The following is a 24,289-nucleotide window of genomic DNA, read 5'->3' as shown; positions in this document are numbered from 1 at the left end:
CCCGGGTGGTCGACCCTGTGATCGACAGGGATCGTCCGCGGTAAATCTGGTGCGACGATCGTAGCTTCGGCATCAGGGTCGCGCAATAACGCGACGAGTTGACGAAATTACCTACGGTGGGCCAGTCCGTCGGCGACCAGGGCCAGGCCCCGGCCCTTCGAGGACTCGGGCAGGCGCTGCTCCATGACCAGGGCGCCGGCGATCACGGCGTGCAGCTCCGTCGTGGTCAGGTCCGGGCGTACGGCGCCGGCCGACTGGGCCCGGGTCAGCAGCGTGGCGATGGCGGACTCCAGGGCGGCGCCGGCCTCGTGGATCGGCTCGCCCAGCCGGGTGGTCTCGGTCAGGGCGGCGGACAGCGCCAGGTTCTGGGCGGCCTCGGCGGCCAGGCGGTGGAAGAACGCGTAGAACGCCTCGCCGGCGTCGGGTGCGCCGGCCAGCTCGCCGGCCAGGGTGGTCAGCTCCTGCAGGCGGTCGGCGATCACCGCGGCGAAGAGGGCGTCCTTGGTCGGGAAGTGGCGGTGCACCGTGCCCGGTCCGACGCCGGCCCGGCGGGCCACGTCGTCCAGGCTCACGGCCGGGCCCTCCTCGGCGAACGCGGCGCGGGCCGCGGCCAGGATGCGCTGGCGGTTGCGGACGGCGTCGGCGCGCATGCGGTACCACCCCTTGAAACCGGGGCGAGCGCCCCGCTAAAGTGCGAAAGTAAGCGGGGTGAACGCCCCGGTTACCGGAAGGACCTACTGCGCATGATTATCGTGACCGGGGCAAACGGGCCGTTCGGGCGGCTCGTGGCCGAGCACCTCGCGCGCCTCGTGCCCGCGGGCGACATCGCCGTCAGCGTGCGCGACGCGGGCAAGGCCGAGCCGCCGGCCGGCGTGCAGGTCAGGACGGCGGACTTCGGGGCGCCGGAGTCGCTGCCGAAGGCGTTCGAAGGGGCCGGGACCGTCTTCGTCAACGCCACCTACTACGGGACGCCGCCGGAGGTCCGGGCCGGGCACATGCGCTCGGCGCTCGACGCGGCGGTGGCCGCCGGTGCCCGGCGCATCGTCGTCACCAGCTGGGCCGACGCCGGGCGCAGCACCATCCCGTCGACGCTCGACTTCGCGCGGACCGAGCGGCTCGTCGAGGAACTGCCGGTCGACTGGACGATCGTCCGGGTCGGGTACGGGCTCGCCGCGGCCCTCGCCCGGGACGTGATCGCCGGGCGGCGCGACGGGGTGCTCACGGCCCCGGCGGGCAACGCGGCGCTGGCCGTCGGGGCGACCGCGGACCAGGCCGAGGCGGTTGCCCGAATCCTGACGACAAAGCACGACAAGATGCGTTACGACCTCACGGGCCCGGACACCGTCGGCTGGGACGAGCTGGCCGCGATGGCCGGGGTCGAGTACCGCCCCGAGCCCGAGGCCGCCTACCGCGCCCGCTGCCTGCGCGCCGGGTTCCCGGAGCGCGCCGCCGACCAGCTGCTCGATCTCTACGCGGCGATCCGCTCGGGGTGGGCCGGGACTCCCACGGGTGACCTGGAGCGACTGCTCGGCCGTCACCCGGTCCTCGCCCGCGCGGCGGTGCGGGAGGCGGTCGACGGCTGGGCGTGGTAGAGGCCCTGACCCATGGCCCGAGAGGGTGAAGCGCCGCTGAATCCGGACCGAACAGCCGGGTGGATCGGCCGGTCCGGGGCAGGCGGGAGGGCGTCGCGGCGACTAGGCTCACGATCTTGTGGCGATGCCTTGCGTGACGTGTGGTGCCCCCGGACACGACACCCGCGGCGCCTTTCTCTGCGTCAGGCACGGCGGGGTGCCCTCCGCGGCGTTCGTGGCGGCGCTGGTGGCCGACCCGCCGGCGCCGATCGACGAGCTCGACGAGATCGAGGACCGGCCGCCTGCGGCGCTTCGGGTGTACACCTGGCTCTTCGTCGTCGTCGTGGCGCTGCACGCGGTGCTGCTCCTCGTCGACGTGCTCGTGCTGCGACGGGAGGACGAGGTGCTGCGGGCCTACGCGACCGAGCCCGACACCATCGACCGGCCCGCCACCACGGCCGTGTTCGCGCTGGTCGACCGGGTCGCCGGGGCGGTCACCGTGGCGCTGTGGGTCACGCTGCTGATGTTCGCCGTCTGGTTCGGGCTCATCGGGCGGGTGGCCGACCGGCTCGGGCACGACCGGCGCGACGTGCTGCGGCACTGGACGTACCTCGGCTGGCGGCTCACCCTCGTGCCGCTGGTGATCTACCTCTTCATCGAGGCGGCGCGGGACGAGGTGCACCCGGCGGACCGGGCCGGGTTCGTGGCCGAGGCCCTGGCCGTCAACCACACGGCGATCATGTTCTCCTCGCTGCGGATCGTGATGCTGGCGCTGCTGGGCGCCTTCGTGGTGGTCGTCTGGCGCCGGCTCAACCCGCGCGAACCGGTGATCCCGCCGCCGTACTAATCGTGCTCCATCCACCACTCCGTGAACTCCCGGCACTGCCCGACGGTGTCCAGGCGGATGAGCCACAGGTTGCTGTAGGTGGCGTGCGGATAGGTGGTCGTGCCCTGGATGACGCTCAGGTCCGGGCCCACCGTGACCGGGAACCACGAGAACGAGGTCTGCCCGGGGGCGTCCCGGCGGGCCAGCCACTCCGCGACGATGGCGTCCCGGCCGCGCCACGGCTCGGCGTAGGGCGCCGGGTAGTAGGCCGCGTCCTCGGCGAACAGGGCCGCGATGTCGTCGCTGGTGTTGCTGCTCCACGCCCGCATGTAGCCCTCGACCCAGCGGGTCACGGCCTCCAGATCCGTCATGGGCTATTCCTACACGTAGGCTGGAACCGTGGCGAGGTACTTCGACGTGCACCCGGACAACCCGCAGGCCCGGCTGCTGCAGCAGATCGTGACGATCCTGCGCGCGGACGGGCTGGTCGCATACCCCACGGACTCCTGCTACGCGCTGGGCTGCCAGCTGGGCAGCCGGCCGGGGCTGGAGCGGATCCGGGAGGTCCGCCGCCTGGACGACCGGCACCACTTCACCCTCATGTGCCGCGACTTCGCCCAGCTCGGGCAGTTCGTGCAGATCTCCAACGCGGTGTTCCGGCTGGTCAAGGGGGCGACCCCGGGCAGCTACACGTTCATCCTGCCGGCCAGCCCGGAGGTGCCGCGGCGGCTGCTGCACCCGAAGAAGCGCACCGTGGGCGTGCGCATCCCGCAGCACACGGTGACCCAGGCCCTGCTGGCCGAGCTGGGGGAGCCGCTGCTGTCCAGCACGCTGCTGCTGCCCGGGCAGGACGAGCCGATGACCCAGGGCTGGGAGATCAAGGAGCTGCTCGACCACCAGCTCGACGCGGTCATCGACGGTGAGTGCGGCACCGAGCCGACCACCGTGGTGGACCTCTCGGGTGACGAGCCGGAGATCCTGCGCGTGGGCGCCGGTGACCCCGACCGTTTTGCGTGAGCGCTCAAGCTCAATAGTCGCCGGCCCCCGCCCACTCGTGGGCGTCCTGGCCACCCGCTGACGCCCGCCGCGGCGCACGCTCGACCACCAACTCGGCGGGCTTCCGACGGTCGCCGGCGCTGGTCGCATGCTCCATGCCGGCAGGAAAGGTCAGCTCGGCGCGTGCGTGGCCGATAGGGCGTGGACGGGTGGCCGAGATCGGCAATTGGAGTTGGCGCATGGCGTGGGGACGGGCCTCGAAGGATTCAGCCGTAACTCGGAGTCTGCCGGCGGACGGCGGGCAGCTGGCGGCCGTGACCGCCGAGCGTGACGCGCTCAGGGCGGAGATCGCGTCGCTGCGGTCCACCGAATCGGCGTCCCTCGAACGCTTCCAGCTGATGACCGACGCGGCCGGGATCGGCCTGTGGGACATGGACGTCGTGGCCGACGATCCGGTGAACCCGAACAACACGTTCAACTGGTCCCAGGACTTCCGCCGCATGCTGGGCTTCACCGACGAGCGCGACTTCCCGAACATGCTGTCCAGCTGGTCGTCGCGCCTGCACCCCGACGACCTGGACCGGGTGGTCACCGCGTTCATGCACCATCTCAACGATCGCACCGGGCGCACTCCGTACAACATCGAGTACCGGCTGGCGCTCAAGGACGGCAGCTACCGCTGGTTCCGGGCCACCGGGGCGACCAAACGCGACCACAGCGGGCTACCGCTGCGGGTCGCCGGCGCGCTGTTCGACATCGACAACGAGAAGAACCTCATGGCCACCGCGGAGCGTCAGCTGGCGCAGCTGTCCGCTTCCGCGGCGCGGCTCGGGCAGGTCAGTCAGGACCTCGGACAGGCCGTGACGGCGGCCGCCGCGCGGGCGAACGAGGCGGCCGCCACGATCGGCAAGCTCGACGCCAGCAGCATCGAGATCGGCAACGTCGGCAACCTGATCACCAGCATCGCCGCGCAGACCAACCTGCTGGCCCTCAACGCCACCATCGAAGCGGCCCGAGCCGGCAGCGCCGGCAAGGGGTTCGCGGTCGTCGCCGGCGAGGTCAAGGAGCTCTCCACCGAAACCGGGCAGGCCACTGAGCAGATCGGGGTGCAGATCAAGCAGATCCGGGCGCAGACCGGCGAAGCCGTCAAGAGCATCCAGCAGATCAACGCGACCATGGAGCGACTGCGTTCGACGCAGGAGGCCGTCGACTCACTCGTGCGGGAACAGAGCGTCCCGGTGCCGCACCACCGCTGAAGCCATTAGCCGGCCGGGAAGTCCGCGCCGCGGGCGAGGCGCTCCGCGGTACGGATGTCGGTCAGGGCGTCCTCCAAGCCGGCGGTGACGGCGTCGAAGGCGGCGTGGCCCAGGACCAGTCGCCGCGGCGGCGGGTCCGCGGCCATCGCGGCGAGCACCGCCCGGGCGCCGCGGGCCGGGTCGCCCGGCTGGCGGCCGTCCTGCTCGATCATCGCCGCGCGGACGCCGGCCAGCATCGGCGCGTAGGCGTCGACGCGCTCCTCGACCGGCTCGTCGGCGAAGCCGGAGTACGCCTTCGTCCGGAACGCCCCCGGCTCGACCGCCAGCACGCGGATGCCGAACGGGGCCACCTCGGCCCGCAGCACCTCGGTCGCCCCCTCCAGGGCGTGCTTGGCCGCGCTGTAGTAGCCGAAGCCGGTCACCCCGCGCAGGCCGGCCGCCGACGACATGTTGACGATCCAGCCGCCGCCGCGGGCCCGCATGCCGGGGAGGACGGCGCGGGTGACGGCCATGACGGCGAAGAAGTTCAGCTCGAACTGGCGGCGCATCGCCTCCTCGGGGGAGCCCTCGATCGAGCCGTACCAGCCCCGGCCGGCGTTGTTGACGAGCACGTCGACGCCGCCGAAGCGCTCCTCGGCGGCCCGTACCGCGCGGGTGACCGCCTCGCCGTCGGTGACGTCCAGCGGCAGCACCAGCGCCCGGTCGCCGTGCCGCTGTGCCCAGTCCTTCAGGGCCTCGGGGCGGCGGGCCGTGAGCACGACGCGGTCGCCGGCTCCGAGTGCCGCGTCGGCGAACGCCGGGCCGAACCCGCCGGGCGTGCCGCCGGTGATGAACCATGTCCTCATGGGTCAAACGTCCGGCCTCTCCCGGGGAGAGGGTCAAGCGATGCTGACGATCGGGGAGTTCGCCACGCTCACCCAGCTGAGCGTGCGCACGCTGCGGCGCTACCACGAGGGCGGGCTCCTCGAGCCGGCCGTCGTCGACCCGGGCAGCGGGTACCGCTACTACGCGCCCGCCCAGATCCCGGCCGCGCAGGTCATCCACCGGCTGCGGGAGCTGGACGTGCCGCTGGCCGAGGTGCGGGCGATCCTCGCCACCGACGACCCCGGGGAGCGGTCCGGCCTCGTGGCCGGGCACCTGAAACGGCTCGAGGACGAGCTAGAGCGGAGCCGGCACACCGTCGCCTCGGTCAAGCGGCTGCTCGCCCCCGAGGCGACGGCGGTACAGCTGCGGTCGCTTCCGGCCCGGACCGTCGCCGGCGTGCGCGCGCATGTGGCCAGGGACCAGGTGATTCCCTGGTACGAGGCGGCGATGGCCGAGCTGGACGCCGCCTTCGCGCCGGACGAGTGGACCGGGCCGCCCGGCGGGCAGTACGCCAACGAGCTCTTCACCGAAGGAGCCGGCGACGTGCTGGTGTTCCGGCCGGTGCGCGAGCCCCGGGGGAAAGCGGTCGAGCTGCCGGCCGCCGACCTCGCCGTCGCCGTGCACCTCGGGGCGCACGACGACATCGACGTCACCTACGGCCGGCTCGGGGCCTGGGTGGTCGAGCACGCCCTGGCGGTGGCCGGGCCGATCGAGGAGGCGTACCTCCCCGGCGGCCGCACCGAGATCGGCTGGCCCGTCTTCCGTCTCACTCCCGGATGACGAGGTCGTTCGCCAGCGGCTTGAGCCGACGTTAAGGTGACGCTGGTGAATCTGTCTGAGGCGCAGGACGGGTATCGGCGGGCGATTGCCGACTGCAAACAGGCGTTGGCGACCGCCGAGCCGGTCGGCGGGTGCCGATCGGCCGCTCTCGGCCGCATCGAGGCCGTCCGGAAGGCCGCGATGCGGTCTGTCGATGCGTACACGACCAGGAGGTTCATGCCGGTCAACACCCGCCGGGGACTGGTCGCCAAGCTGGACCGGCTCCACCACGCGGCGCTGGCCGAATTGGATTTGATCACCGGTGCTGTGTAGGGCCTGCTTCTGACCAAGCCGTTGGTGCCGGCCGGCACCAACGGCGCTGGGTCATTGTGGGAAGTCGGCCGGGTCGACCGAGTCGGTGTGCGCGTTGCCGCCGACGGACGCCTTGAGGGTGATTTCCCAGGTGGTGTACTGCCTGCTGGTGGTCTTGAAGTCGATCGGGTCCGTGAACTTCGACAGGTCGCAGTTGCGGGTGAAGCCGGCGACGCCGGCGTCCCAGTCCGCGCCGGTCGCCAGGTAGACGTCGTAGCTGCCGTCCCGCACGCGCTTGACCTTGAACGTCTGGCCGGCCGAGATGTAGACCGTCGTGGCGGTGACCTTCGTGCCCTTCGGCACGAGGCTCACCACGACGTCGGTGTCGCCGCCGCCGTTGTTGATCGTGAACTCGCCGGAGCCGTTGAGCGTGCCCTTCTTCACATACGTGCCGTTGGCCAGCTTGCGGTCCTGTTGGGCGGCGGGCGCCGGCAGCCACGCGCCGAAGGTGAACGTCGTCCCGAAGGCCTTGACCGCCTCCCGGACCTCGTTCGCCGCCACCGAGCCGGTCACCTGCGCGACCGCCGAGGAACTGGCGCACACGTCGCCCCGCTGTACCGTCAGGGCCAGGTCGCTGAAACCGTTGCCGGCCGACGCGAACGCCCGCATGAGGTGCTCGTGGCCGCCCTTCGCCTCCGGGGGCGCGGTCACGTACGCCAGCCGGGACTCGCTGTCCTTGGTCGCCTGGGCCAGTGCCGTGGCCGCCTCGGACGTCGTGGTCCGGTTGGTCGCCCCGGCAACCTTCTGCCACGCCGGCCCGAGCAGGCTGTCCACCTCGGTGAGGATGGCCTGGTACTCGGCGACGGACATCGGCTTCGGCGGGCTCGAGGGCTTGCTCGAGGCCTTGTCCCCGTCCTCGCCCGTGGCCGAGCTGTCCGTTCGGCGATCACTGACGGCGACGAACGCGGCAACTCCACCGACGGAGCACAGCAGCACGAGCACGACAACGACAACCCCGACAATCAGCCCGGCCCTGGACCGCTTCGGCGCAACCGGCGCTCCGGCCGGCCAGACCGCGCCGGGACCGCCGGCGTACCCACCGGGCCCCGGCGCATTCCAAACCGGCACATCACCGGTCGGCATCCCGGGGCCAGGCGTCCCGAAGCCGGACGCCGCGGGGGCCGGCATTCCGTACGTCGGAACCGGAGCTGTCGGCATGCCGGAGGCCGGCACCCCGGACGTCGGTACCGCAGGCGCCGGCATCCCGGGCGCCGGCACCCCGAACGTCGGTACCGCAGGTGTCGGCATGCCGGAGGCCGGCACCCCGGACGTCGGTACCGCAGCGGTCGACGGCATGCCCGAGGCCGGCTCAGTGGCGTCGGGCTCGCGCGAACCGGGCTGGTCCGGGTCCGGCCCGACGGGGGACGATGGCGTTGTCACGCGAGCACGGTACAGGTCCGGAGGCTCATCCATGATCCCGATTTCTTGTGACTCGTGGTGACGACCGCGTTCCTGCCGCGCTGGATCGCGGGAAGAATGGCGGCAAAGACTCCTGGAGGAATGGTGATGCGGCGATTCGAGGGCAAGGTCGCGCTCGTCACGGCGGCGGCACAGGGCATCGGGCAGGCCGTCGTACGGCGGGTCGCCGCCGAGGGCGGTGCGGTGGTCATCACGGACCTGCTGGAAGACGCGGCCGTAGCGCTGGCCGAGGAGGTCGGCGCGGAGCACGCGCTCGGGGTCAAGGTCGATGTCACCTCACGCGCCGACGTCGACGCCGCGGTCGCCGCGGCGGTCGGGCGGTTCGGCCGGCTCGATCTGTTGGTGAACAACGCGGGCGGCTGCATCGTCTCCTCGATGCCCGAGGACACCTCAGCCGAGGACTGGCACCGTCAGCTCGACTTCACCCTCGTCAGCGCCGCCCGTTGCATTCAGGCGGCCATCCCGCACCTGGTGAGGACCCGCGGCAACGTCGTCACGATCAGCTCGGTCAACGGCATCGCGGCCTTCGGCAACGTCGAGTACGCCGCGGCGAAAGCCGGCCAGATCGCGATGTCGCAGAACTATGCCGCCCGGTACGGTCCGCTCGGCGTGCGCTTCAACGTCGTCGCGCCCGGCACCGTCCGGACACCGAACTGGGACTCCCAGCCGGACGCGCTGGAGATGCTCAAGCCGATGTACCCGCTCGGCCGCGTCGGCGAGCCGGAGGACATCGCGGCAGCGGTCGCGTTCCTCGGCTCCGACGACGCCGCATGGATCACCGGGCACACCCTGCCCGTGGAGGGTGGCGTGCTGACCGGCCCCAACCCGATCGACCTCGCGAGAGGCTAGACACGTGCTGGCCGGCGGAATCGCGTCAACCGGCCGAGCGACTTGCGGGGACGCCGTCGACCAGCAGCACCACACCGTCGGTGGCCGCCTCCCGATCACGGGAAATCTCCCGGTACTCCGGCGACGTGGACCACTGCTCGAAGTGCTCGCGGCTGTCGAAGGCCATGAGGATGACCTTCTGGTACGGCCAATCGCCCTCCACCACCCGGGGCGACTCGTCCGCGGCGAGCAACCGTCCCCGGTACTGGGTCAGGACGGGCATGAATGCCGCAACGTACCGCTGGTAGCGCTGTCGATCATGAATCGCGATCTGGGCGAGAGCAAACACGGTCACCGGCCAAGGTTACTAGCGAGTAGTCGGCCTATCAACGGCACGTCGACCCGGCCGTTGCCGCCCAGCGGCGCAGATCAAGCAGATCAACCGGTGCGATCAGGCAACAAAGTTAAACAATTCACTGTTGGACATTGTTCGATGGCGGCAAAGTGGAACACACTGGGCGTTCCTGACCCGTCCGCCAGCGGGAGATGCCCATGTTTCGACTGCAGTTCAGGCCGCGACCCAAGGTTCTCGCCATCGTGGCGGGGGCCTTGCTCGTCGTCGGCATCGGTACGGCGCCCGCGTGGGCGCAGCAACAGCAGCAGGGGCCGCCGGACCCGTCGATCCCGGCCAATGACAGTGCGCGTGGTCTCGTGTACGACGGGTTCAAGGTCGGTACCGGGCGCTGCAAGGGTCTGTTCGAGCTCAAGTCCGTCCCGGGCGCGTGCACCCACGGGCCCGACGCGGCCTTCGCCGGGACCGATGTGCGGCGATCCGTGGCGCCGCTCGCGGAGTCGATGAACGCGGCGCAGGCCTCGGCCGCGGCGAACATCGTGTGTGACGGTGACGGGCAGTCCGGCAACCGGGTGCAGGTGTTGTACATCCACGGCTCCGGCAACGCCGACCGGTACGGCCAGTACCTCGCCTCGATCCGCACCTGGACCCAGGGCGTGGACGACATCTACAGCGCCAGCGCGGCCCAGACCGGCGGGGTGCGGCACATCCGGTTCGTGACCGACAGCTCGTGCAACATCTCGGTGACCGACGTGGCCATCGACAACGGGTCGCTGTCCGACTTCGGCAACTCGGTCAACGCGATCAAGGCGCAGGGGTACAACCGCACGGATCGCAAGTACCTCATGTACGTCGACGCGACCGCGCTGTGCGGCGTGGCCTACGTGACGCTCGACGATCGGCCCGGGCAGGACAACGCCAACAACTCCGGGGCCAGTTTCAGCCGGGTCGACTCCGGGTGCTGGGGTTCCGGCCCGGCGGCGCACGAGCTCACCCACGCCATGGGCGCGGTCATGAGCAGCTCGCCGAACCACACCGCCTACGGGCACTGCACCGACGACTACGACATCATGTGCTACAACGACGGCCCCGGCACCGTCCTGCGCATCGTCTGCGCCGACCAGGCCCAGGACAACCGCCTGGACTGCAACAAGGACGACTACTTCAACACCAACCCGGCCCCCGGGTCGTACCTCGCCACCCACTGGAACACCGCCAACAACCGCTTCCTGCTCACCAGCGGAGGCTCCGGTGGCGGCGGCATTCCGGCGACGGCCGGGACGGTCACGGGTCCGGGCGGCAAGTGCGTGGACGTGGGCGGCGACGACACCGGCGGCAACGGGACCGCGGTCCAGTTGTGGGACTGCCAGTCCTACGCGGTGGACCAGCACTGGACGCACAACGCGGACGGCTCGTTGTCGACGCTGGGCCGGTGCCTGGACATCGTGGGGAACGGGACCGCGCTCGGTGCGCTGGTCGAGCTGTGGGACTGCAACGGCGTCGGTGGGCAGAAGTGGGTGCAGCAGGCCGACGGGTCGCTGCGTAATCCGCAGTCCGGCCGGTGCCTGGACTCGCCCAACGGGGCGACGGGCAACGGCACCCGGTTGCAGATCTGGGATTGCAACGGCAGCGGCGCGCAGAAGTTCTCCGTCAACGGCGGCGGCACGATCAACGGCCCGGGCGGGAAGTGCGTGGACGTGAGTGCCGACGACACCGGCGGCAACGGGGCCGCGGTGCAGCTGTGGGACTGCCAGTCCAACGCGGTCGACCAGCACTGGTTCCACAACACGAACAACTCGCTGCGGACGTTGGGCCGGTGCCTGGACATCGTGGGCAACGGGACCGCGCTCGGCACGCAGGTCCAGCTGTGGGACTGCAACGGGGTCGGCGGCCAGGCGTGGGTGCAGCAGGGCGACGGGTCGCTGCGCAATCCGCAGTCCGGCCGGTGCCTGGACTCGCCCAGTGGGGCCACCGCCAATGGCACCCGGCTGCAGATCTGGGACTGCAACGGCAGCGGCGCACAGAAGTTCGCCCTCGGCTGAGGTCTGACACGCGGATGGCCGTCCCGCCGGGCGGCCATCCGCGCATCAGGAGGAGGTCGGGTGCTTCCAGGGCGGCGAAGTGCCCGCCGCGGTCGAATTCGGTCCAGTGCACCGCTCGCCGACGCTGTCCGCTGACCGCCTCACTCCCGGGCGACGAGGTCGTTCGCCGTCCGGAGCACGGTGGACCACACCGCGGGGTCGGTCTCGGCAACCCCGCGCACTCCGAACACGGCCGTCTCGCCGGGCAGCAGCGTGACCAGCTGCTCGTCGACGGTGGCGGCCGGGTCCAGCCGGTCCGGGAAGACCGTCAGGTCGCGCAGCAGCGACGAGGCGGTCACCTCCAGGCGCACGCCGTCCGCCGTGGGGGAGGCCGCGACGGAGTAGCGCGGGGCGGGGTAGTGCAGGTCCACGTCCTCGGCGAAGAACCAGAAGGCGCTGCCGGCCACGAGCAGCTCACCGGACGCGTCAACCGGCGTGGCGACGTCCGGCGGGATGGGGACGGCGACCGCGGTGCCCGGCGGGACGTCGAACGCCACCGTGGCCTCGGCCCGCGGGGTGCCGTCGAAGCCCACCCGGCGGACCTGCGCCTCGGCGCTCCAGGCGGTGGCGGCGTCGTTGACGGCCACCAGCGCGAGCGAACCGTCGCGCGGCTGGATGGTGAGGAGGCGTTCGCCGTACACCCGGCGCAGGGCGAACCAGAGGGGCTTGCGGCGGCCGTCGCCGTCGATCGCCGACCACGACGTCACCGGCCAGTTGTCGTTGAGCTGCCACACGATGGTGCCGGCGCAGTAGGGCGACAGCGCACGGAAGTGCTCGATGCCGAAGGCGATGGCGCGGGCCTGGTTGAGCTGGGTTGCCCAGTGCCAGTCGTCGAACGTGGCCGGGGGCGGGAAGTGCCCGTCCAGGCCGCGGGCGAGCTTGCCGTTGCCGTCGCCGGCCTTCTGGTGGTGCAGGACGCCGGGGGAGTCCGGGGCGAGCGGCTCGTCGGACACGGCCCGGCGCAGGGTGGCGTAGGCCGGCGGGGCCTGGAAGCCGAACTCGGCCACGAACCGCGGGCGGTAGGTCGCGTAGTGCCGGTAGTCGTGGGTGTTCCACACGTCCCAGATGTGCGTGGTGCCGTGCGCGGGGTCGTTCGGGTGCAGCGCCGGATCGCCCGACCAGGGGCTGCCGGGCCAGTACGGCCGGGACGGGTCGAGCCCGGCCACGATCTCGGGCAGCACGCGCAGGTAGTAGCCCTCGCCCCAGGTCCGCCCCTGCAGCTGCTCGTCCCAGCCCCAGTCGCGGTGGCCCCAGATGTTCTCGTTGTTGCCGACCCACAGCACCAGGCTCGGGTGCGGCATCAGCCGGACCACCTGCTCGCGCGCCTCGGCGGCCACCTCGCCGGCGAGGGGCTCCTCCTCCGGGTAGGCGGCGCAGGCGAAGAGGAAGTCCTGCCCGACCAGCACGCCGAGCTCGTCGGCCAGGTCGTAGAAGTCGTCGCTCTCGTACCGCCCGCCGCCCCACACCCGCAGGTAGTTCACGCCGGCCTCGACCGCCTGCCCGATCCGCTCGGCGTAGCGGGCCCGGTCGACGCGGGTCACGAAGGCGTCGTCGGGGATCCAGTTGACCCCGCGCACGAACACGGGCCGCCCGTTGACCTTCAGCACGAACGGCGTGCCGCCGGCGTCCGGCGTGGTGTCGAGCTCGACGGTCCGGAACCCGATCCGGCGCTGCCAGGTGTCGAGGCCTTCCCCGAGCGTGACCGTCAGATCGTACAAATCGGGCGCACCCAGGCCTCGCGGCCACCACAGCCGCGGTGACGGCACCTCCACCGTCACGGTCGCTTCGCGGGCGCCCGCCGGGATCTCCACCGCCGCGGTCCGTCCGGCGATCTCCGCGCGGAGCTGCAGCGCCGTCTCCCGGGTCCTTTCCACCTCGACGTGTACGTCCACCAGCCCCCGATCCCCGTCGACCGTCACGACCGGGCGCACCCGGGCGAGCCGCGCGGTCGACCAGGCGTGCAGCCCGATCGGCTGCCAGATCCCGGCGGTGACCACGGTCGGCCCCCAGTCCCAGCCGAAGTTGCAGGCCATCTTGCGGATGTACTGAAACGGTTCAGGGTAAGCGTTCGGCCGCTCCCCGACGGCGTCCCGCACGCCCTCCGCGTACTCGTACGCCGAGGAGAACCGCACGCTGAGCCGGTTGCCGGTGGGCCGCAGCAGGTGGCCGACGTCGAAGCGGTACCCCCGGTGCATGTTCGCGGTCCGCCCGACCTCGACCCCGTTGAGCTCGACCGACGCCACGGTGTCGAGCCCGTCGGCCACCAGGTCGACCCGCTCGCCGGCGATGCCGTCGAAGACCGTCGAGTACACCCAGGTCTTCCGCCCGATCCAGGGCAGCCGCGTCTCGTTGTCGTCCAGCAGCGGGTCGGGGATCGCGCCGGCGGCCAGCAGGTCGGTGTGCACGCACCCGGGCACGGTCGCGGGGAACTCCTGCCCGTCTCCCTCGGCGCGGACGGTCCAGCCGGAGTGGAGGGGACGCGGGTCGGACATGTGCTGCTCCCGAACTACTGAACCGGATAAGTTGCCTGGCCGCGACCCTATGGCCGCCGCTTCGGCGATGTCAACCGAGCCGCTTCGGGGGCCTGGTCGAGCCGCGGGCGGTCAGCGTCCCGGCCGGCAGCACGACGTGGGTCGGCTCCCCGCCGGCGAGCGCCCGTAGCAGGGCCCGGGCGGTCAGCTCGGCCTGCAGGGCGGGTGTCTGCACCATCGCCGTGATCTCCGGCACGGTGATCTGGCACAGGTCGGAGTCGTCCCAGGCGACGACCGAGAAGTCGGCGGGCACGGCCAGCCCCATCTCGTGCGCGACCCGCAGCGCCGCCGCGGCCATCACGTCGTTGTCGAAGACCAGCGCGGTCGGCGGGCCGGCCGTGCTGAGCAGCTCCCGGGTGGCCCGCATGCCGTCGGCCGCGCTGTAGTTGGTGTGCACGACCCGGTAGCGCAGGTCGCCGAGGTCGTCCGCGGCCGCCGCGTAGGCCGCGTCGCGCTGGGCGGTGTGCAGCAGGTCGGCGGGGCCGGCCACCCGGGCGACGTCGCGGTGGCGCAGCGCCCGCAGGTAGCCGAGGATGCCGCGGGCGGTGCCGGCCACGTCGGCGTCGACCGAGCTCAGGCCGCACAGGTCGAAGTCGTCGGGGCCGCCGCCGATCAGCGCCCCGGGCAGGCCGATGTCGCGCAGGGCGGCCGGCCGCGGGTCGTCGTGGCGCAGGTCGGTGAGGATGACGCCGTCCACCGCGCGGCCGGCGTACCAGCGGCGGTATACGTCGATGGTCTGCTCGAACGCGTCCACCAGATGCAGCACGAGGGCCACCTCGGCCCGGTTGAGCTCGGCCTCGACGCCGCTGAGCATCTGGGTGAAGAACGAGTCGACGACCATCACCCGGGGCGGGCGGACGAGCACCATGCCGACGGCGTTGGCCCGCGCCGTGCCGAGCGAGCGGGCCGCGATGTTGGGCGCCCAGCCCAGCTCCCGCGCGGCCGCGAGGACCCGGGCCCGGGTCTGCTCGGAGACGCCGGGCCGGCCGTTGAGCGCGTAGGAGACGGCCGCCTCCGAGACCCCGGCGTGCACGGCGACCTGGCGGATCGTGACCCGCCCGCCGTGCTGCTCGCCCGCGCTCATCGGTGGCGACAGTACACGCCCGCCCCCGTCATTCGGCCCGGATGTAGTCGATGTCGAAGCCGCCCCCGCCCGAGAACCACACCCACACCGCCCGCACGTCGGCCAGGGCCGCGGCGTCGCAGGACATGGTGCTCAGGTCGATCGAGACGGTGGTGGTGGTCCCCGCGTCGACCCAGCCCCAGCCGGACTGGCACCAGGCCCAGCCGTCGCCGGTCTGCACCGCCACGCTCGTCGAGGTGCCGGCCGTCGAGGTCCTGATGTCGTACCGCAGGAAGCCCCGCCCGGACAGGTCCACCGGCGCCGGCAGCGGCGAGATGCCGAACCAGCCCCCGTCGGCGGCGTCCACGTGCAACCCGGCCGCGCCCTGCGGGTGGAAGTCAGCGGTCGGCGCGACGGTCCCGGCGGTGGGTTGCCAGCCGCCCGGCGCGAACCCGTCGGTGCCGTCCTCGAAGGCGGCGACGAGCAGCGGGTCGCCCGGCCGGGGCCGGACGGTGACCTCGATGCGCGCCGCGTTGGAGGTGCGCCCGGCCTCGTCCCGGATGGTGTACGTGGTGACGGCCGTGCCCAGGAAGCCCGCGGCCGGCGTGAACGTCACCGCGCCCGTGGCCGCGTTCAGCGCGAAGGTGCCGCCGGGGGAGCCGGCCGGGTCGAGGCGGATCGTCGAGGGCTTCACCTTGGTGCGGTACGCGATGTCGTTGGCCGCCGGCGTCAGCGTCACGGGCGTGTCGCGCGGGGTCTGCGCGCTGTCGTCGTCGGCCACCGGCGGGCGGGCGCGCTGCCCGTGCGCCAGCTCGTCGCCGGCGTTGGACAGCGTGGTGCAGACGGGGCTCGGGCAGCGCAGCGTGAAGCCGTCGTAGTCGGGGTACTCCGTGCCGTTGTCCTGCACGCCGGCCAGCATCCAGGAGAGGAAGCCGTCGATGCGGTCGCGCACCGCCTCGTCGGTCCACGCCTTGTAGACCACGTTGCGGGTGGCCTTGTCCTTGACGCCGAACTCGCCGAGCATCGCGGGCTTGCGGACCCGGTCGGCGATCTGCACGTGGGTGCGAATCCACTGGGTGCCCCACGCGGCGTCCTTGCCCCAGCCGTCGGGGTACAGGTGGAACGAGGCGAGGTCGACGGCGGGCAGCGCGGCCAGGGCGGCGGAGTCCACGCCGTCGGCGCAGTTGATGGTCCAGTCGGTGGAGGCGCGGTCGGTGCACAGGAAGCCCTCGTCGCCGACGCCGACGAGGTGGTGGCGGTCGGCGCCCTTGATGAACCGGCTCACGTCGTCGGCCCAGCCCAGCAGGGTCTTGTCGGTGCAGGAGGCCGAGCGGGGCAGCGCCCCGGAGCCGCCGCAGCGGGGCTCGTTGGCCAGCTCCCACGCCATGACGGCCGGGTCGTCCTTGTACTTCACGCCGGTGATGCTGTTGGTCCGGTCGAGCACGTGGCCGATCCAGTCCTTGAACCAGCCCCGCACGACGGGGTCGGTGTAGAAGTCGTCGTGGTTGGTGCCGCCGTGCCAGCGCACGTACTGGTCCATGCCGCCGAAGTCGGACCAGTTGTTGGTCAGCGGGATCACCAGCCGCAGCCCGTGGGCGCGCGCGGAGGCGAGCACGTAGTCGAGGCGCTGCAGGCCGTCGGGGCCGTCGTTGTACACCGGGTGGGTGCCGTCGAACGACTGGAAGCTCACGCCGTTCTGCGCGCCTTCGAGGAAGCCCCACGTGCGCAGCGCGGTGTGGCCGGCCCCGGCGGCGTCGGCGAAGACGTCGTCGACCATCTTCGGCGAGCTGTACATCAGGTAGTAGTTGTTGGACCCGGCGAAGCGGAAGTCCCGGCCGTCCAGGCGCAGGTCCGCCCCCTGCCGCTCGACGAACCCGGCGGGCCGGCCCGCGGCCGCCGCGGTGCCGCCGACGGCCAGCAGCGTTACCGCGGCGAGCGCGCTCGCGAGCAGTCTTCTGGTGTACACGCCGTGCAACGTAGTCGTCACCGTGGATGCGTCAACGTTTTGCGGCGGCCGCCGTGCTCAGCCTTCGGGGCGGGGTGAAACTTCCACGTCGATCAGCCCCTCGGCGCTCAGCAGCGCGCGGGCGTCGAGGCGCCGCCGCACGTCGTCGCGGCCCTGGAGGTCGTCGACCACGCAGGCCAGCCCGAGCCACTCGGCGCCGATCTCGTCGACCATGTCCCGGATCGCGAGGGCCTGAGCGCCGCTCTCGACCCAGTCGTCGACGCACAGCACCCGGTCGTGCGGGCGGACGAGCGCGCGGCGGAAGCTCAGGCTCATCTGTCGTGGCACATCGCGCCCGATGTGGAACGGCGAGTGCTCCGCCACCCGGTCGTTCTTGCGCACCTCGACGAGCCCGACGCCCAGGTGCGCGGCGACGAGCGCGCCGAGCAGCGTGCCCCGCGAGGCCGGGCCGAGCACCACGGTCGGGGCCGCCTCGAAGAGCGCCGCCAGGGCCGGCGGCAGGTCGCGCAGCACCACGGGGTCGCGCCACCACTCGGTGATGTCGGCGAAGGCCACGTCCGGCCCGCCGCGCCAGTGGAACCCGACGCGGAGCCGGGTCAGCAGGTCAGGCACCGAGCGCGGGGGCGGGCTGCCACCGCCAGCGGGGGTCGCAGTCCGGGTCGTTCGCGGCCAGCACGGCCCTCAGGACGCCGTCCGGGTCGCAGCTGTACAGCCCGGAGCTCCACACGTTGTTGACCTCGAGCACCGCGAACTGCCCGGCGTCGGTGCGCCCGACGTCGATCACCGCGGTCGGCGGGATGTCGGCCGCCGGCAGGTCGGCGAGCATGAGCGCGACGAACGCGGCCGCCTCGTCGTGCCAGGACGCCCGGTGCATGCGCAGCGAGGGGCTCCACTCCTCGCCCTCCACCAGGTACGGCGACCACGCCACCGGCTGGCGCCCGATGGTGAACACCCGGTACTCCGAGGCGAGGTCCAGCCAGTGGTCCATGATGATCAGCGTGCTGTCGGCCGGCAGCCGCGCGGTGCGCAGCCGGTTGCGCAGGTCGTCGGCGTTGCGCACCCAGGCCGCGGAGAACGCGGGGTGCTTCTCGTCGGCGAGCTTCGCCACCGCCGGCCGGGGCCCCACCACGTCGGGCGCCTCGCCGACGCTGACCAGCCGGATGTCGCGCCCGGTGACGTCCTTGGGCAGGGCCGCGAACCACGTGGGGGAGGCGCCGGACAGGCACACGTCGGCGCCGCCGGCGATGAGCGTGGTGAGATATCCGCCCGCGGCCCGCCAGGCCACGCCGTCGGCCGAGTGGAGCCCGTTGACCTCGGCCGGGTCGCCCGGCAGCTGCTCGACCGGCAGCCCGATGCGCTGGGCGGCGTGCGTCAGCGCGACGGTCGCGTCGGGGGAGCGCACGCGCATTGCCAGGGTCCGGAACTGACGCACCCTCATATCCTGCCAGCGAGCCCCGTCAGTGTCGTTGCCGGTGGCCGGAGACGGCACACGGCGACCCGCCGGAGTTCACCGACGGCAGTCGCAATGACACTTTCGGGGACATCAAGGTCGACTTTTGGTAGGAAAGTCGCAAATCGGGCACGGTAATGCCATGGCTACCGTGCTCCGGACGCGGCCCTTCGTCCCGCCCATGGCCCGCCGCAAGCGCTCGGCGCGGCGCCGCCGCCTGGTGATCGCCGTCACGCTGCTCCTGCTGACCCCGACGGTGGTGACCCTGCGCGCCTACGCGCACGACGTCGCCCGCGGCGTCCGCGTCCTCGGCGTCGACGTCGGCGGCCGCTCCCGCGCCGACGCCGCCCGCGCGCTGTCCGCCGGGCTGACCGACCGCCTGCGCCAGCCGGTCGCGGCCAAGGTCGGCACCGAGCCGGCCGTGCTCCTGCCCTCGGCCGTCGGCCTGACCGTCGACGTCCCCGCGACCGTCGAGCGCGCCGCCGCCGCGACCCCCGTCCCGCTCCTGCACGCGGACGTCGACCCGGTGGTGACCGTGGACCCCGCCCGGCTCTACACGGCGCTCATGGACCATCTCGGGCCGCAGGGCGACGCCCCGGTCATGCCGGCCGTGCGCTTCGACGGGCTGCGCCCGGTGCCGGTGTACCCCGAGCCGGGCCGCGGCCTGGACCGCCGAGCCGTCGGCGCCATCGCCACGGCGGGCTGGCTGCGCCGCCAGGTCCTCGAGTTCCCGGTCGTCGACCTGGTGCCGCGCTCGTCGAGGACCGACGTCGACCGCCTCGTGCGCGACCTGGCCACCCCCGCGGTCGCCGCGCCGCTGGTCCTGAACACCCCGCGCGGCGACGTGACGCTCCCGGCCACGGCCATCGCCGGCGCCCTGCGCCTGGAGTCCGACCCCGACGGCCTGCTCACGCCGTCCGTCGACGCCGACGCCCTGCGCAAGGCGGCCGCCGCCGCCCTCGCCAAGGTCGAGATCCCGCCGACGGACGCCCGCTTCGAGATCGCCTCCGGCCGCCCCGTGATCCGCCCGCAGACGGACGGCAGCCGCGTCGACCTGTCCTCCCCGGCGCTGCTGGACGCCCTGCGCTCCACCGCCACCCCGCGCCGGGTCACGGTCCCGATGGTGGCGGCAAAGGCCGGTACCACCGCGGCGGTGCTGGGAAAGCTCGGCGTCACGGCGCCGGTGGCCTCGTTCACCACCAAGTTCACGCCGGGCGAGCCCCGGGTCGTCAACATCCGCACCATGGCCGAGGCCCTGCGCGGCACCCTGATCCGCCCCGGCGAGACGTTCTCCCTGAACGCCCGCGTAGGCGACCGCACCCACGCCAAGGGCTACGTCGACGCCCCCGGCATCGAGGACGGCAAAATCAAGAACACCCCGGGCGGCGGCGTCTCCCAGGTCGCCACGACCGTCTTCAACGCCGCCTACCTGGCCGGCATGCAGGACGTGGAGCACCACCCGCACAGCTACTACTTCGACCGCTACCCCGCGGTGATCGAGGCCACGGTCGTCTACGGCGCGCTGGACCTGCGCCTGCGCAACGACGCCCCGACGGCACTGCTCATCGACACGGCCACCACCGACGACGCCGTGACCGTGACCCTCTACGGCACGAAGCGCTACGACATCTCCACCGACTACGGCCCGCGCACGAAGGTCGCCCAGCCCCGCACGGTGTACCTCGAGGAGTCCGACTGCAACCCGACCAACGGGGCTGAGGGCTTCACGCAGGAGGCCTACCGCGTCTTCAAGCAGAACGGCAAGGAACTGCGCCGGGAGCGCTTCGCGTGGCGCTACGACCCGGAGCCCCGCTTCGTCTGCGGCCCACCCCCACCCCCGTCGAGCCGCCCGGCCCCCTCCACCTGAAGTTGAGCGAACGACTCGATGTCACCCAGCGCATCCTCGGCGGTCCCGGACAACTCCGGGTCCGCCAGGAGCTGGTGCAGCGCGGCAACCGACGCGGCGTCGACAGCGCCATGGATTCGCGCCACATGCCCGAGACACGTGGCCGCGAGCCGGCGAATCTGCGGATCGTTCCCTGGCGTGGTCGCCGCCCGAAGCAGCCCTTCAACCCATGGCCGGTCAGGCTCGTAATAGGCGAGCGCAAGCATGGCGTCCAATGCGTCACTCAGGTGCCGACTGCGCAACGCCGCCACCTTGGCGGTTCGCCATTCGCCGTCCGCTCCCATTTCCTCATCCAACCAGCCGCCCCATGAACTTGGCGATCGACTCCGTGGGCGACGAGGGTCCGCGGCGGGTGGTGCCGGTGGGGGAGTGGACGGCCGTGCTCGACCTTGAGACGAACTGGGACCGGCCCGAGGCGGGGGAGAAGCCCGTGTGGTTCGCGGCCACCGCGGCGGGGCACGATGCGGCGCAGCCCGGCACCTAGGGCGCCGGGCTGCCGCGTTCGACGCGCCTACCAGCCGCTGCCGATCTTCACGCGCGGGATGGAGCTGTACGCGCGGACGGACTGGCCCGGGTACAGCCACAGGTCGCCGGTGGCGTCGTTGCGGGCCACGATGTCCTGGTGGCCGTCGTGGTCCCAGTCCGCCACTCCGGCGAAGGTGAAGCCGTTCCAGCCGGTGCCGATCTGGGCCCTCGGCTGGGAGCTGTAGCCGCGGGTCGAGTCGCCGGGGAACAGCCACAGGTTGCCGCTCGCGTTCTCGCGGACGACGAGGTCCTGGCTGCCGTCGTGGTCGTAGTCGGCGACGCCGGCGAACGTGAAGGCCTCGGCGTTGGCCGCGGCCGGGGTGGCGGAGATGGTGGCGAGCCCGACGCCTACGGCGACCGCCGCGATGGCCAGCTTCTTGATGCGCATGATTCTGACTCCCCGTGGTGACGGGGCCGCCCCCGCGGCCCGACATCACTGAGAGTTGGTATCAAACTGCGGAAAGCAACGAAGCTGGTGCTCAGACGCGCACGCGTTCGCTCGTGGGGTCGTACAAGGGGCGCAGGGAGGCGCGGGCGGGGTACGTGGCGCCGGCGATCTCCACGGTCAGCGGGGCGGCGTCCAGCCAGGCCTGGTCCAGCGGCTGCGGGCCGGCGTCCAGCATGGCCAGGCCGACCGCGCCGCCCAGGGTGTGGCCGTAGGAGGCGGCCCGCACGTAGCCGACGTCCCGGCCGTCGCGGCGGACGACCTCCCCGTGGTACATCAGCGCCTTCGGATCGGTGACGAGGACCTGGACCAGGCGGCGGGTCAGCGGGCCCCGCGCCTTGCGGGCCAGCACCGCCTCGCGGCCGATGAAGTCGCCCTTGTCCAGGGCCACGGCGAAGCCCAGGCCGGCCTCCAGCACGTCGTCGGTGTTGTCGATGTCGTGGCCGTAGTCGCGGTACCCCTTCTCCATCCGCAGGCTGGCGAGGGCCTTCAGCCCGGCGTGGCGCAGGCCGTGCCCGGCGCCGGCCGCGACCAGCCGCTCGTGGACGTGGACCGCCTGCTCGGCCGGCACGTAGAGCTCGTAGCCCAGCTCGCCCACGTAGGTGATGCGCAGGCAGAGCACCCGGGCGAAGCCGATCTCCAGCTCGGCGGCGCCCCGGAAGGGCAGGGTGATCTCGGCGTCGGCCGCGGCGGCGAGGATCTCGCGCGAGCGGGGGCCCTGCAGGTTGATCTGGGCCCAGCCGGAGGTGACGTCGGCGGCGAAGGCGTGCCGGCCGTCCAGGTGCCGGGTCAGCCGGGTGAAGGCGTGGCGGTGGGCGGTGTCGGAGGCGACCACCCAGAACCGGTCCTCGTCGAGCTGGGTGACGGTCAGGTCGGCCTCGATGGTGCCGCCCTCGTTGAGCCACTGGGTGTAGGTGACCCGCCCCGGGACGGCGACCCGGTTGGCCGAGAGCTCCTCCAGTGCGGCCGCCGCGTCGCGGCCCTGGACCAGGAACTTGGCCATGAAGGACATGTCCATCAGGACGGCGTCCTCGCGTGCCGCCCGGTGCTCGGCCGCCCACTGCCCGAACCAGTCCGGCTTGCCCCACGAGAGCGCAAAATTTCCAGAAAAGTCGTAGAAATCGGGCATTTCCCAGCCGGACACATCGCGCCAGTACGGCCGCAAATCGGACAAAACCGAATGTAGCGGCGAGCGGCGAGCACCCCGCGCGGAGGAGAAGGCGCGCGAAGGGAAGTGGGTGGCGTAGACCTGCCCCAACGCCTCGACCGTGCGAGACGCGCGATACGCACGGTTGCGCTGGTACGGCTGCAGCCGGTCGATGTTCATCCCGGTCACGTCGACGTCGGGGCGTCCGGTGGCGATCCACGCGGCCAGCGCCCGGCCGATCCCGCCCCCGGTGAGGATGCCGATGGAGTTCATCCCGGCGGCCACGAAGTAGTTGCGCAGCTCCGGCGACTCCCCGAAGATCGGCGCCAGGTCCGGGGTGAAGCTCTCCGGCCCGCAGAAGAAGGTCCGCACCCCCGCCGTGGCGGTCACCGGGATGCGGGCCATCGCCGCCTCCAGGTAGGGCGCCATGCGGTCCCAGTCCGGCGGGAGCGTGCCGAAGGCGAAGTCGTCGGGCACCCGCTCGACGCTCCACGGGGCCGCCGCGCCCTCGAACAGCCCGACCATGAGGCCGCCGGTCTCCTCGCGGAAGTACCCGTAGGCGCCCGGGTCCTCCAGCACCGGCAGGTCGGCGCTGACGCCGTCGATCGGCTCGGTGATGAGGTAGTAGTGCTCGGCCGCCTGCAGCGGGATGCTGACCCCCGCCTCCTCGCCCAGCTGCCGGGCCCACATGCCGGCGCAGTTCACCACGATCTCGGCCTCGACGTCGCCGAACGGGGTGCGCACGCCGGTCACGGTGCCGCCCTTGCGCAGCGTGCCGGTCACCGGGACGCCCTCGATGATCCGTACGCCCCGCTGCCGGGCCCCCTTGGCCAGCGACATGGTCACGTCGACCGGGTTGGCCCGGCCGTCCTCGGCCACGTAGAACCCGGCGAGCACGTCGTCGGTGCGGGCCAGCGGGAAGAGCGTCCTGACCTCGGCGGGGGAGATCTCGTGCACGTCGACGCCGAGGTGGCGGTTGAAGGCGGCCACCCGGCGGTACTCCTCCAGCCTCCCCTCGTCGGCGGCCAGCTCGATGAACCCGCACTGGCGCAGGCCGGTGGACAGGCCGGTCTCGGCCTCCAGGCCCGCGTACAGGTCGCGGGTGTACTGCCGCAGCCGGGTCGAGGTCTCCGAGAGCGAGCCGAACGTGACCATCAACCCGGCCGCGTGCCACGTGGTCCCGGCCGTGAGCCGGTTGCGCTCCAGCAGCAGTACGTCGGGAACGCCCATCTTTGCCAGGTGATACGCGACGGAGGTGCCGATGACGCCGCCGCCCACGACCACGACGCGGGCCCGCTCGGGGAGGTCCATGCCGAGCACTGTAGCCGTCACCGGGGCGGTCCCCCGAACGGCCGGCTTGGCCTCGCTGACCTGCGGCGTTGCGGAAGTCCTGGGAACATGTCGGCCGAGAATCGCAAAAGGGCGCCGATGGGCGACTCGGCGAGGTAGCCTCGTGGGCGCTGCCGCTGTTGATATGTCCACAGTGGACCGGAACGGGCCTGGATTCGAGTGAACCGGCGTGAGCCGGGACACATCCGGATTCATTCATGTCGGTCGGGAACACATCCGAGGCCGGCGGCGTTCGTTACACAACCAAGTCACCAAGAGAGGGTGAACGCCATGGCCATCAGCACCGATTACGACGCGCCACGCCACCCAGCCGGGAACGACCTCGCGGAAGACAGCCTCGAGGAGCTCACGGCCCGCCGGTCGAACGGTCAGTCGGCCTCGGTCGACGTCGACGACAACGACGTGGGCTTCGAGCTGCCCGGCGCCGAGCTGGCCGACGAGGAACTGACCGTTCCCGTCGTGCCGATGCGCGGCGACGAGTTCCGCTGCTCCAGTTGTTTCCTGGTGCACCACCGCAGCCAGCTGGCTCGGGAGCGCAACGGGGCGCCGATCTGCACCGAGTGCAGCTGACGGTCCTTATCC

Annotated in this window: 23 protein-coding genes; 11 read left to right on the top strand and 12 right to left on the bottom strand. The window is 72.2% G+C overall.

Translation table 11 applies throughout. The features are described from left to right. Positions 1-107: 107 nt before the first annotated feature. The gene (locus tag ABD352_RS14325; RefSeq protein WP_344612821.1) at positions 108-650 is read right to left on the bottom strand and encodes a TetR/AcrR family transcriptional regulator; all 543 of its coding nucleotides are present in this window, start codon (positions 648-650) and stop codon (positions 108-110) included. A 93-nt stretch (positions 651-743) separates the two neighbouring features. Here ABD352_RS14325 and ABD352_RS14320 point away from each other — a divergent pair, with 93 nt between their 5' ends. Both ABD352_RS14320 and ABD352_RS14315 read left to right on the top strand, forming a co-directional pair. Then, complete coding sequence (locus tag ABD352_RS14320) at positions 744-1,592, top strand: NAD(P)H-binding protein (RefSeq protein ID WP_344612820.1); 849 nt, start codon at positions 744-746, stop codon at positions 1,590-1,592. A 133-nt stretch (positions 1,593-1,725) separates the two neighbouring features. After that, positions 1,726-2,418 carry a hypothetical protein gene (locus ABD352_RS14315; protein ID WP_344612819.1) on the top strand — a complete coding sequence of 231 codons (693 nt, stop codon included), beginning with the start codon at positions 1,726-1,728 and terminating at the stop codon, positions 2,416-2,418. Here ABD352_RS14315 and ABD352_RS14310 read toward each other — a convergent pair. After that, the gene (locus ABD352_RS14310; RefSeq protein WP_344612818.1) at positions 2,415-2,768 is read right to left on the bottom strand and encodes a nuclear transport factor 2 family protein; all 354 of its coding nucleotides are present in this window, start codon (positions 2,766-2,768) and stop codon (positions 2,415-2,417) included. The genes ABD352_RS14315 and ABD352_RS14310 overlap by 4 nt on opposite strands. 28 nt (positions 2,769-2,796) lie before the next feature. Between ABD352_RS14310 and ABD352_RS14305 the strand changes: the two genes are divergently transcribed. Continuing rightward, positions 2,797-3,414, top strand: coding sequence for an L-threonylcarbamoyladenylate synthase (locus ABD352_RS14305; protein WP_344612817.1), 618 nt, complete (start codon positions 2,797-2,799; stop codon positions 3,412-3,414). Between the two features lie 293 nt (positions 3,415-3,707). Next, positions 3,708-4,649 (top strand): methyl-accepting chemotaxis protein, encoded by a 942-nt coding sequence (locus ABD352_RS14300; protein WP_344612816.1) that lies wholly within the window; start codon positions 3,708-3,710, stop codon positions 4,647-4,649. Positions 4,650-4,654: 5 nt separating this feature from the next. On the opposite strand, the gene ABD352_RS14295 is transcribed toward ABD352_RS14300, so the two are convergent. Further along, a complete protein-coding gene (locus ABD352_RS14295; RefSeq protein WP_344612815.1) occupies positions 4,655-5,494 on the bottom strand; it encodes an SDR family NAD(P)-dependent oxidoreductase in 840 nt (279 codons plus the stop codon). Between the two features lie 40 nt (positions 5,495-5,534). Here ABD352_RS14295 and ABD352_RS14290 point away from each other — a divergent pair, with 40 nt between their 5' ends. Both ABD352_RS14290 and ABD352_RS14285 read left to right on the top strand, forming a co-directional pair. Beyond that, positions 5,535-6,293, top strand: coding sequence for a MerR family transcriptional regulator (locus ABD352_RS14290; protein WP_344612814.1), 759 nt, complete (start codon positions 5,535-5,537; stop codon positions 6,291-6,293). Positions 6,294-6,329: 36 nt separating this feature from the next. Beyond that, on the top strand, positions 6,330-6,605 hold the full coding sequence (locus ABD352_RS14285; RefSeq protein ID WP_344612813.1) for a hypothetical protein: 276 nt from the start codon (positions 6,330-6,332) through the stop codon (positions 6,603-6,605). A 51-nt stretch (positions 6,606-6,656) separates the two neighbouring features. Here ABD352_RS14285 and ABD352_RS14280 read toward each other — a convergent pair whose 3' ends face one another. Further along, positions 6,657-7,586, bottom strand: a complete 930-nt coding sequence (locus tag ABD352_RS14280) for a hypothetical protein (RefSeq protein ID WP_344612812.1) — start codon at positions 7,584-7,586, stop codon at positions 6,657-6,659. A 564-nt stretch (positions 7,587-8,150) separates the two neighbouring features. Between ABD352_RS14280 and ABD352_RS14275 the strand changes: the two genes are divergently transcribed. Beyond that, a complete protein-coding gene (locus ABD352_RS14275; RefSeq protein WP_344612811.1) occupies positions 8,151-8,912 on the top strand; it encodes an SDR family NAD(P)-dependent oxidoreductase in 762 nt (253 codons plus the stop codon). 25 nt (positions 8,913-8,937) lie between these two features. Here the strand turns inward: ABD352_RS14275 and ABD352_RS14270 are convergent, their stop codons facing one another. Then, on the bottom strand, positions 8,938-9,246 hold the full coding sequence (locus ABD352_RS14270) for a DUF1330 domain-containing protein (RefSeq protein WP_344612810.1): 309 nt from the start codon (positions 9,244-9,246) through the stop codon (positions 8,938-8,940). Positions 9,247-9,488: 242 nt separating this feature from the next. On the opposite strand from ABD352_RS14270, the gene ABD352_RS14265 reads away from it, so the two are divergent. Next, positions 9,489-11,285, top strand: coding sequence for a ricin-type beta-trefoil lectin domain protein (locus ABD352_RS14265; protein WP_344612809.1), 1,797 nt, complete (start codon positions 9,489-9,491; stop codon positions 11,283-11,285). 140 nt (positions 11,286-11,425) lie between these two features. Here the strand turns inward: ABD352_RS14265 and ABD352_RS14260 are convergent, their stop codons facing one another. From ABD352_RS14260 to ABD352_RS14240, 5 genes are all read right to left on the bottom strand, one after another. Further along, entirely contained in the window at positions 11,426-13,816 is a 2,391-nt protein-coding gene (locus ABD352_RS14260) for a glycoside hydrolase family 2 protein (RefSeq protein ID WP_344612808.1), read from the bottom strand. Positions 13,817-13,886: 70 nt separating this feature from the next. Then, positions 13,887-14,939: a LacI family DNA-binding transcriptional regulator gene (locus tag ABD352_RS14255; protein WP_344612807.1), complete on the bottom strand. Its 1,053-nt coding sequence runs from the start codon at positions 14,937-14,939 to the stop codon at positions 13,887-13,889. Between the two features lie 28 nt (positions 14,940-14,967). Continuing rightward, positions 14,968-16,884: a cellulase family glycosylhydrolase gene (locus ABD352_RS14250; RefSeq protein ID WP_344612806.1), complete on the bottom strand. Its 1,917-nt coding sequence runs from the start codon at positions 16,882-16,884 to the stop codon at positions 14,968-14,970. 57 nt (positions 16,885-16,941) lie between these two features. Further along, entirely contained in the window at positions 16,942-17,496 is a 555-nt protein-coding gene (locus tag ABD352_RS14245; protein WP_344612805.1) for a phosphoribosyltransferase family protein, read from the bottom strand. Beyond that, the gene (locus tag ABD352_RS14240; RefSeq protein WP_344612804.1) at positions 17,489-18,316 is read right to left on the bottom strand and encodes an ATP-grasp domain-containing protein; all 828 of its coding nucleotides are present in this window, start codon (positions 18,314-18,316) and stop codon (positions 17,489-17,491) included. Before ABD352_RS14240 ends, ABD352_RS14245 begins: the two co-directional genes overlap by 8 nt. 160 nt (positions 18,317-18,476) lie before the next feature. On the opposite strand from ABD352_RS14240, the gene ABD352_RS14235 reads away from it, so the two are divergent. Together ABD352_RS14235 and ABD352_RS14230 are read left to right on the top strand one after the other, a co-directional pair. Then, complete coding sequence (locus ABD352_RS14235) at positions 18,477-20,201, top strand: VanW family protein (protein ID WP_344612803.1); 1,725 nt, start codon at positions 18,477-18,479, stop codon at positions 20,199-20,201. A 346-nt stretch (positions 20,202-20,547) separates the two neighbouring features. Continuing rightward, the gene (locus ABD352_RS14230; protein ID WP_344612802.1) at positions 20,548-20,724 is read left to right on the top strand and encodes a hypothetical protein; all 177 of its coding nucleotides are present in this window, start codon (positions 20,548-20,550) and stop codon (positions 20,722-20,724) included. Positions 20,725-20,751: 27 nt separating this feature from the next. On the opposite strand, the gene ABD352_RS14225 is transcribed toward ABD352_RS14230, so the two are convergent. Further along, positions 20,752-21,153, bottom strand: coding sequence for an FG-GAP repeat domain-containing protein (locus ABD352_RS14225; protein WP_344612801.1), 402 nt, complete (start codon positions 21,151-21,153; stop codon positions 20,752-20,754). 91 nt (positions 21,154-21,244) lie between these two features. After that, on the bottom strand, positions 21,245-23,668 hold the full coding sequence (locus tag ABD352_RS14220; RefSeq protein WP_344612800.1) for a GcvT family protein: 2,424 nt from the start codon (positions 23,666-23,668) through the stop codon (positions 21,245-21,247). Positions 23,669-23,983: 315 nt separating this feature from the next. Here ABD352_RS14220 and ABD352_RS14215 point away from each other — a divergent pair, with 315 nt between their 5' ends. Further along, a complete protein-coding gene (locus ABD352_RS14215) occupies positions 23,984-24,277 on the top strand; it encodes a DUF4193 domain-containing protein (protein WP_344612919.1) in 294 nt (97 codons plus the stop codon). Positions 24,278-24,289: the final 12 nt, after the last annotated feature.

The organism is Dactylosporangium salmoneum (genome assembly GCF_039532525.1).
Lineage (GTDB): Bacteria > Actinomycetota > Actinomycetes > Mycobacteriales > Micromonosporaceae > Dactylosporangium > Dactylosporangium salmoneum.
This window is presented reverse-complemented; position numbering and strand designations above follow the sequence as displayed.

What these genes read in the sequence shown, in the direction of transcription:
- ABD352_RS14325 (WP_344612821.1), bottom strand. Translation starts at nt 650, where the DNA reads ATGCGCGCCGACGCCGTCCGCAACCGCCAGCGCATCCTGGCCGCGGCC.
- ABD352_RS14320 (WP_344612820.1), top strand. Translation starts at nt 744, where the DNA reads ATGATTATCGTGACCGGGGCAAACGGGCCGTTCGGGCGGCTCGTGGCC.
- ABD352_RS14310 (WP_344612818.1), bottom strand. Translation starts at nt 2,768, where the DNA reads ATGACGGATCTGGAGGCCGTGACCCGCTGGGTCGAGGGCTACATGCGG.
- ABD352_RS14295 (WP_344612815.1), bottom strand. Translation starts at nt 5,494, where the DNA reads ATGAGGACATGGTTCATCACCGGCGGCACGCCCGGCGGGTTCGGCCCG.
- ABD352_RS14290 (WP_344612814.1), top strand. Translation starts at nt 5,535, where the DNA reads ATGCTGACGATCGGGGAGTTCGCCACGCTCACCCAGCTGAGCGTGCGC.
- ABD352_RS14275 (WP_344612811.1), top strand. Translation starts at nt 8,151, where the DNA reads ATGCGGCGATTCGAGGGCAAGGTCGCGCTCGTCACGGCGGCGGCACAG.
- ABD352_RS14260 (WP_344612808.1), bottom strand. Translation starts at nt 13,816, where the DNA reads ATGTCCGACCCGCGTCCCCTCCACTCCGGCTGGACCGTCCGCGCCGAG.
- ABD352_RS14255 (WP_344612807.1), bottom strand. Translation starts at nt 14,939, where the DNA reads ATGAGCGCGGGCGAGCAGCACGGCGGGCGGGTCACGATCCGCCAGGTC.
- ABD352_RS14235 (WP_344612803.1), top strand. Translation starts at nt 18,477, where the DNA reads ATGGCTACCGTGCTCCGGACGCGGCCCTTCGTCCCGCCCATGGCCCGC.
- ABD352_RS14230 (WP_344612802.1), top strand. Translation starts at nt 20,548, where the DNA reads ATGAACTTGGCGATCGACTCCGTGGGCGACGAGGGTCCGCGGCGGGTG.
- ABD352_RS14225 (WP_344612801.1), bottom strand. Translation starts at nt 21,153, where the DNA reads ATGCGCATCAAGAAGCTGGCCATCGCGGCGGTCGCCGTAGGCGTCGGG.
- ABD352_RS14220 (WP_344612800.1), bottom strand. Translation starts at nt 23,668, where the DNA reads ATGGACCTCCCCGAGCGGGCCCGCGTCGTGGTCGTGGGCGGCGGCGTC.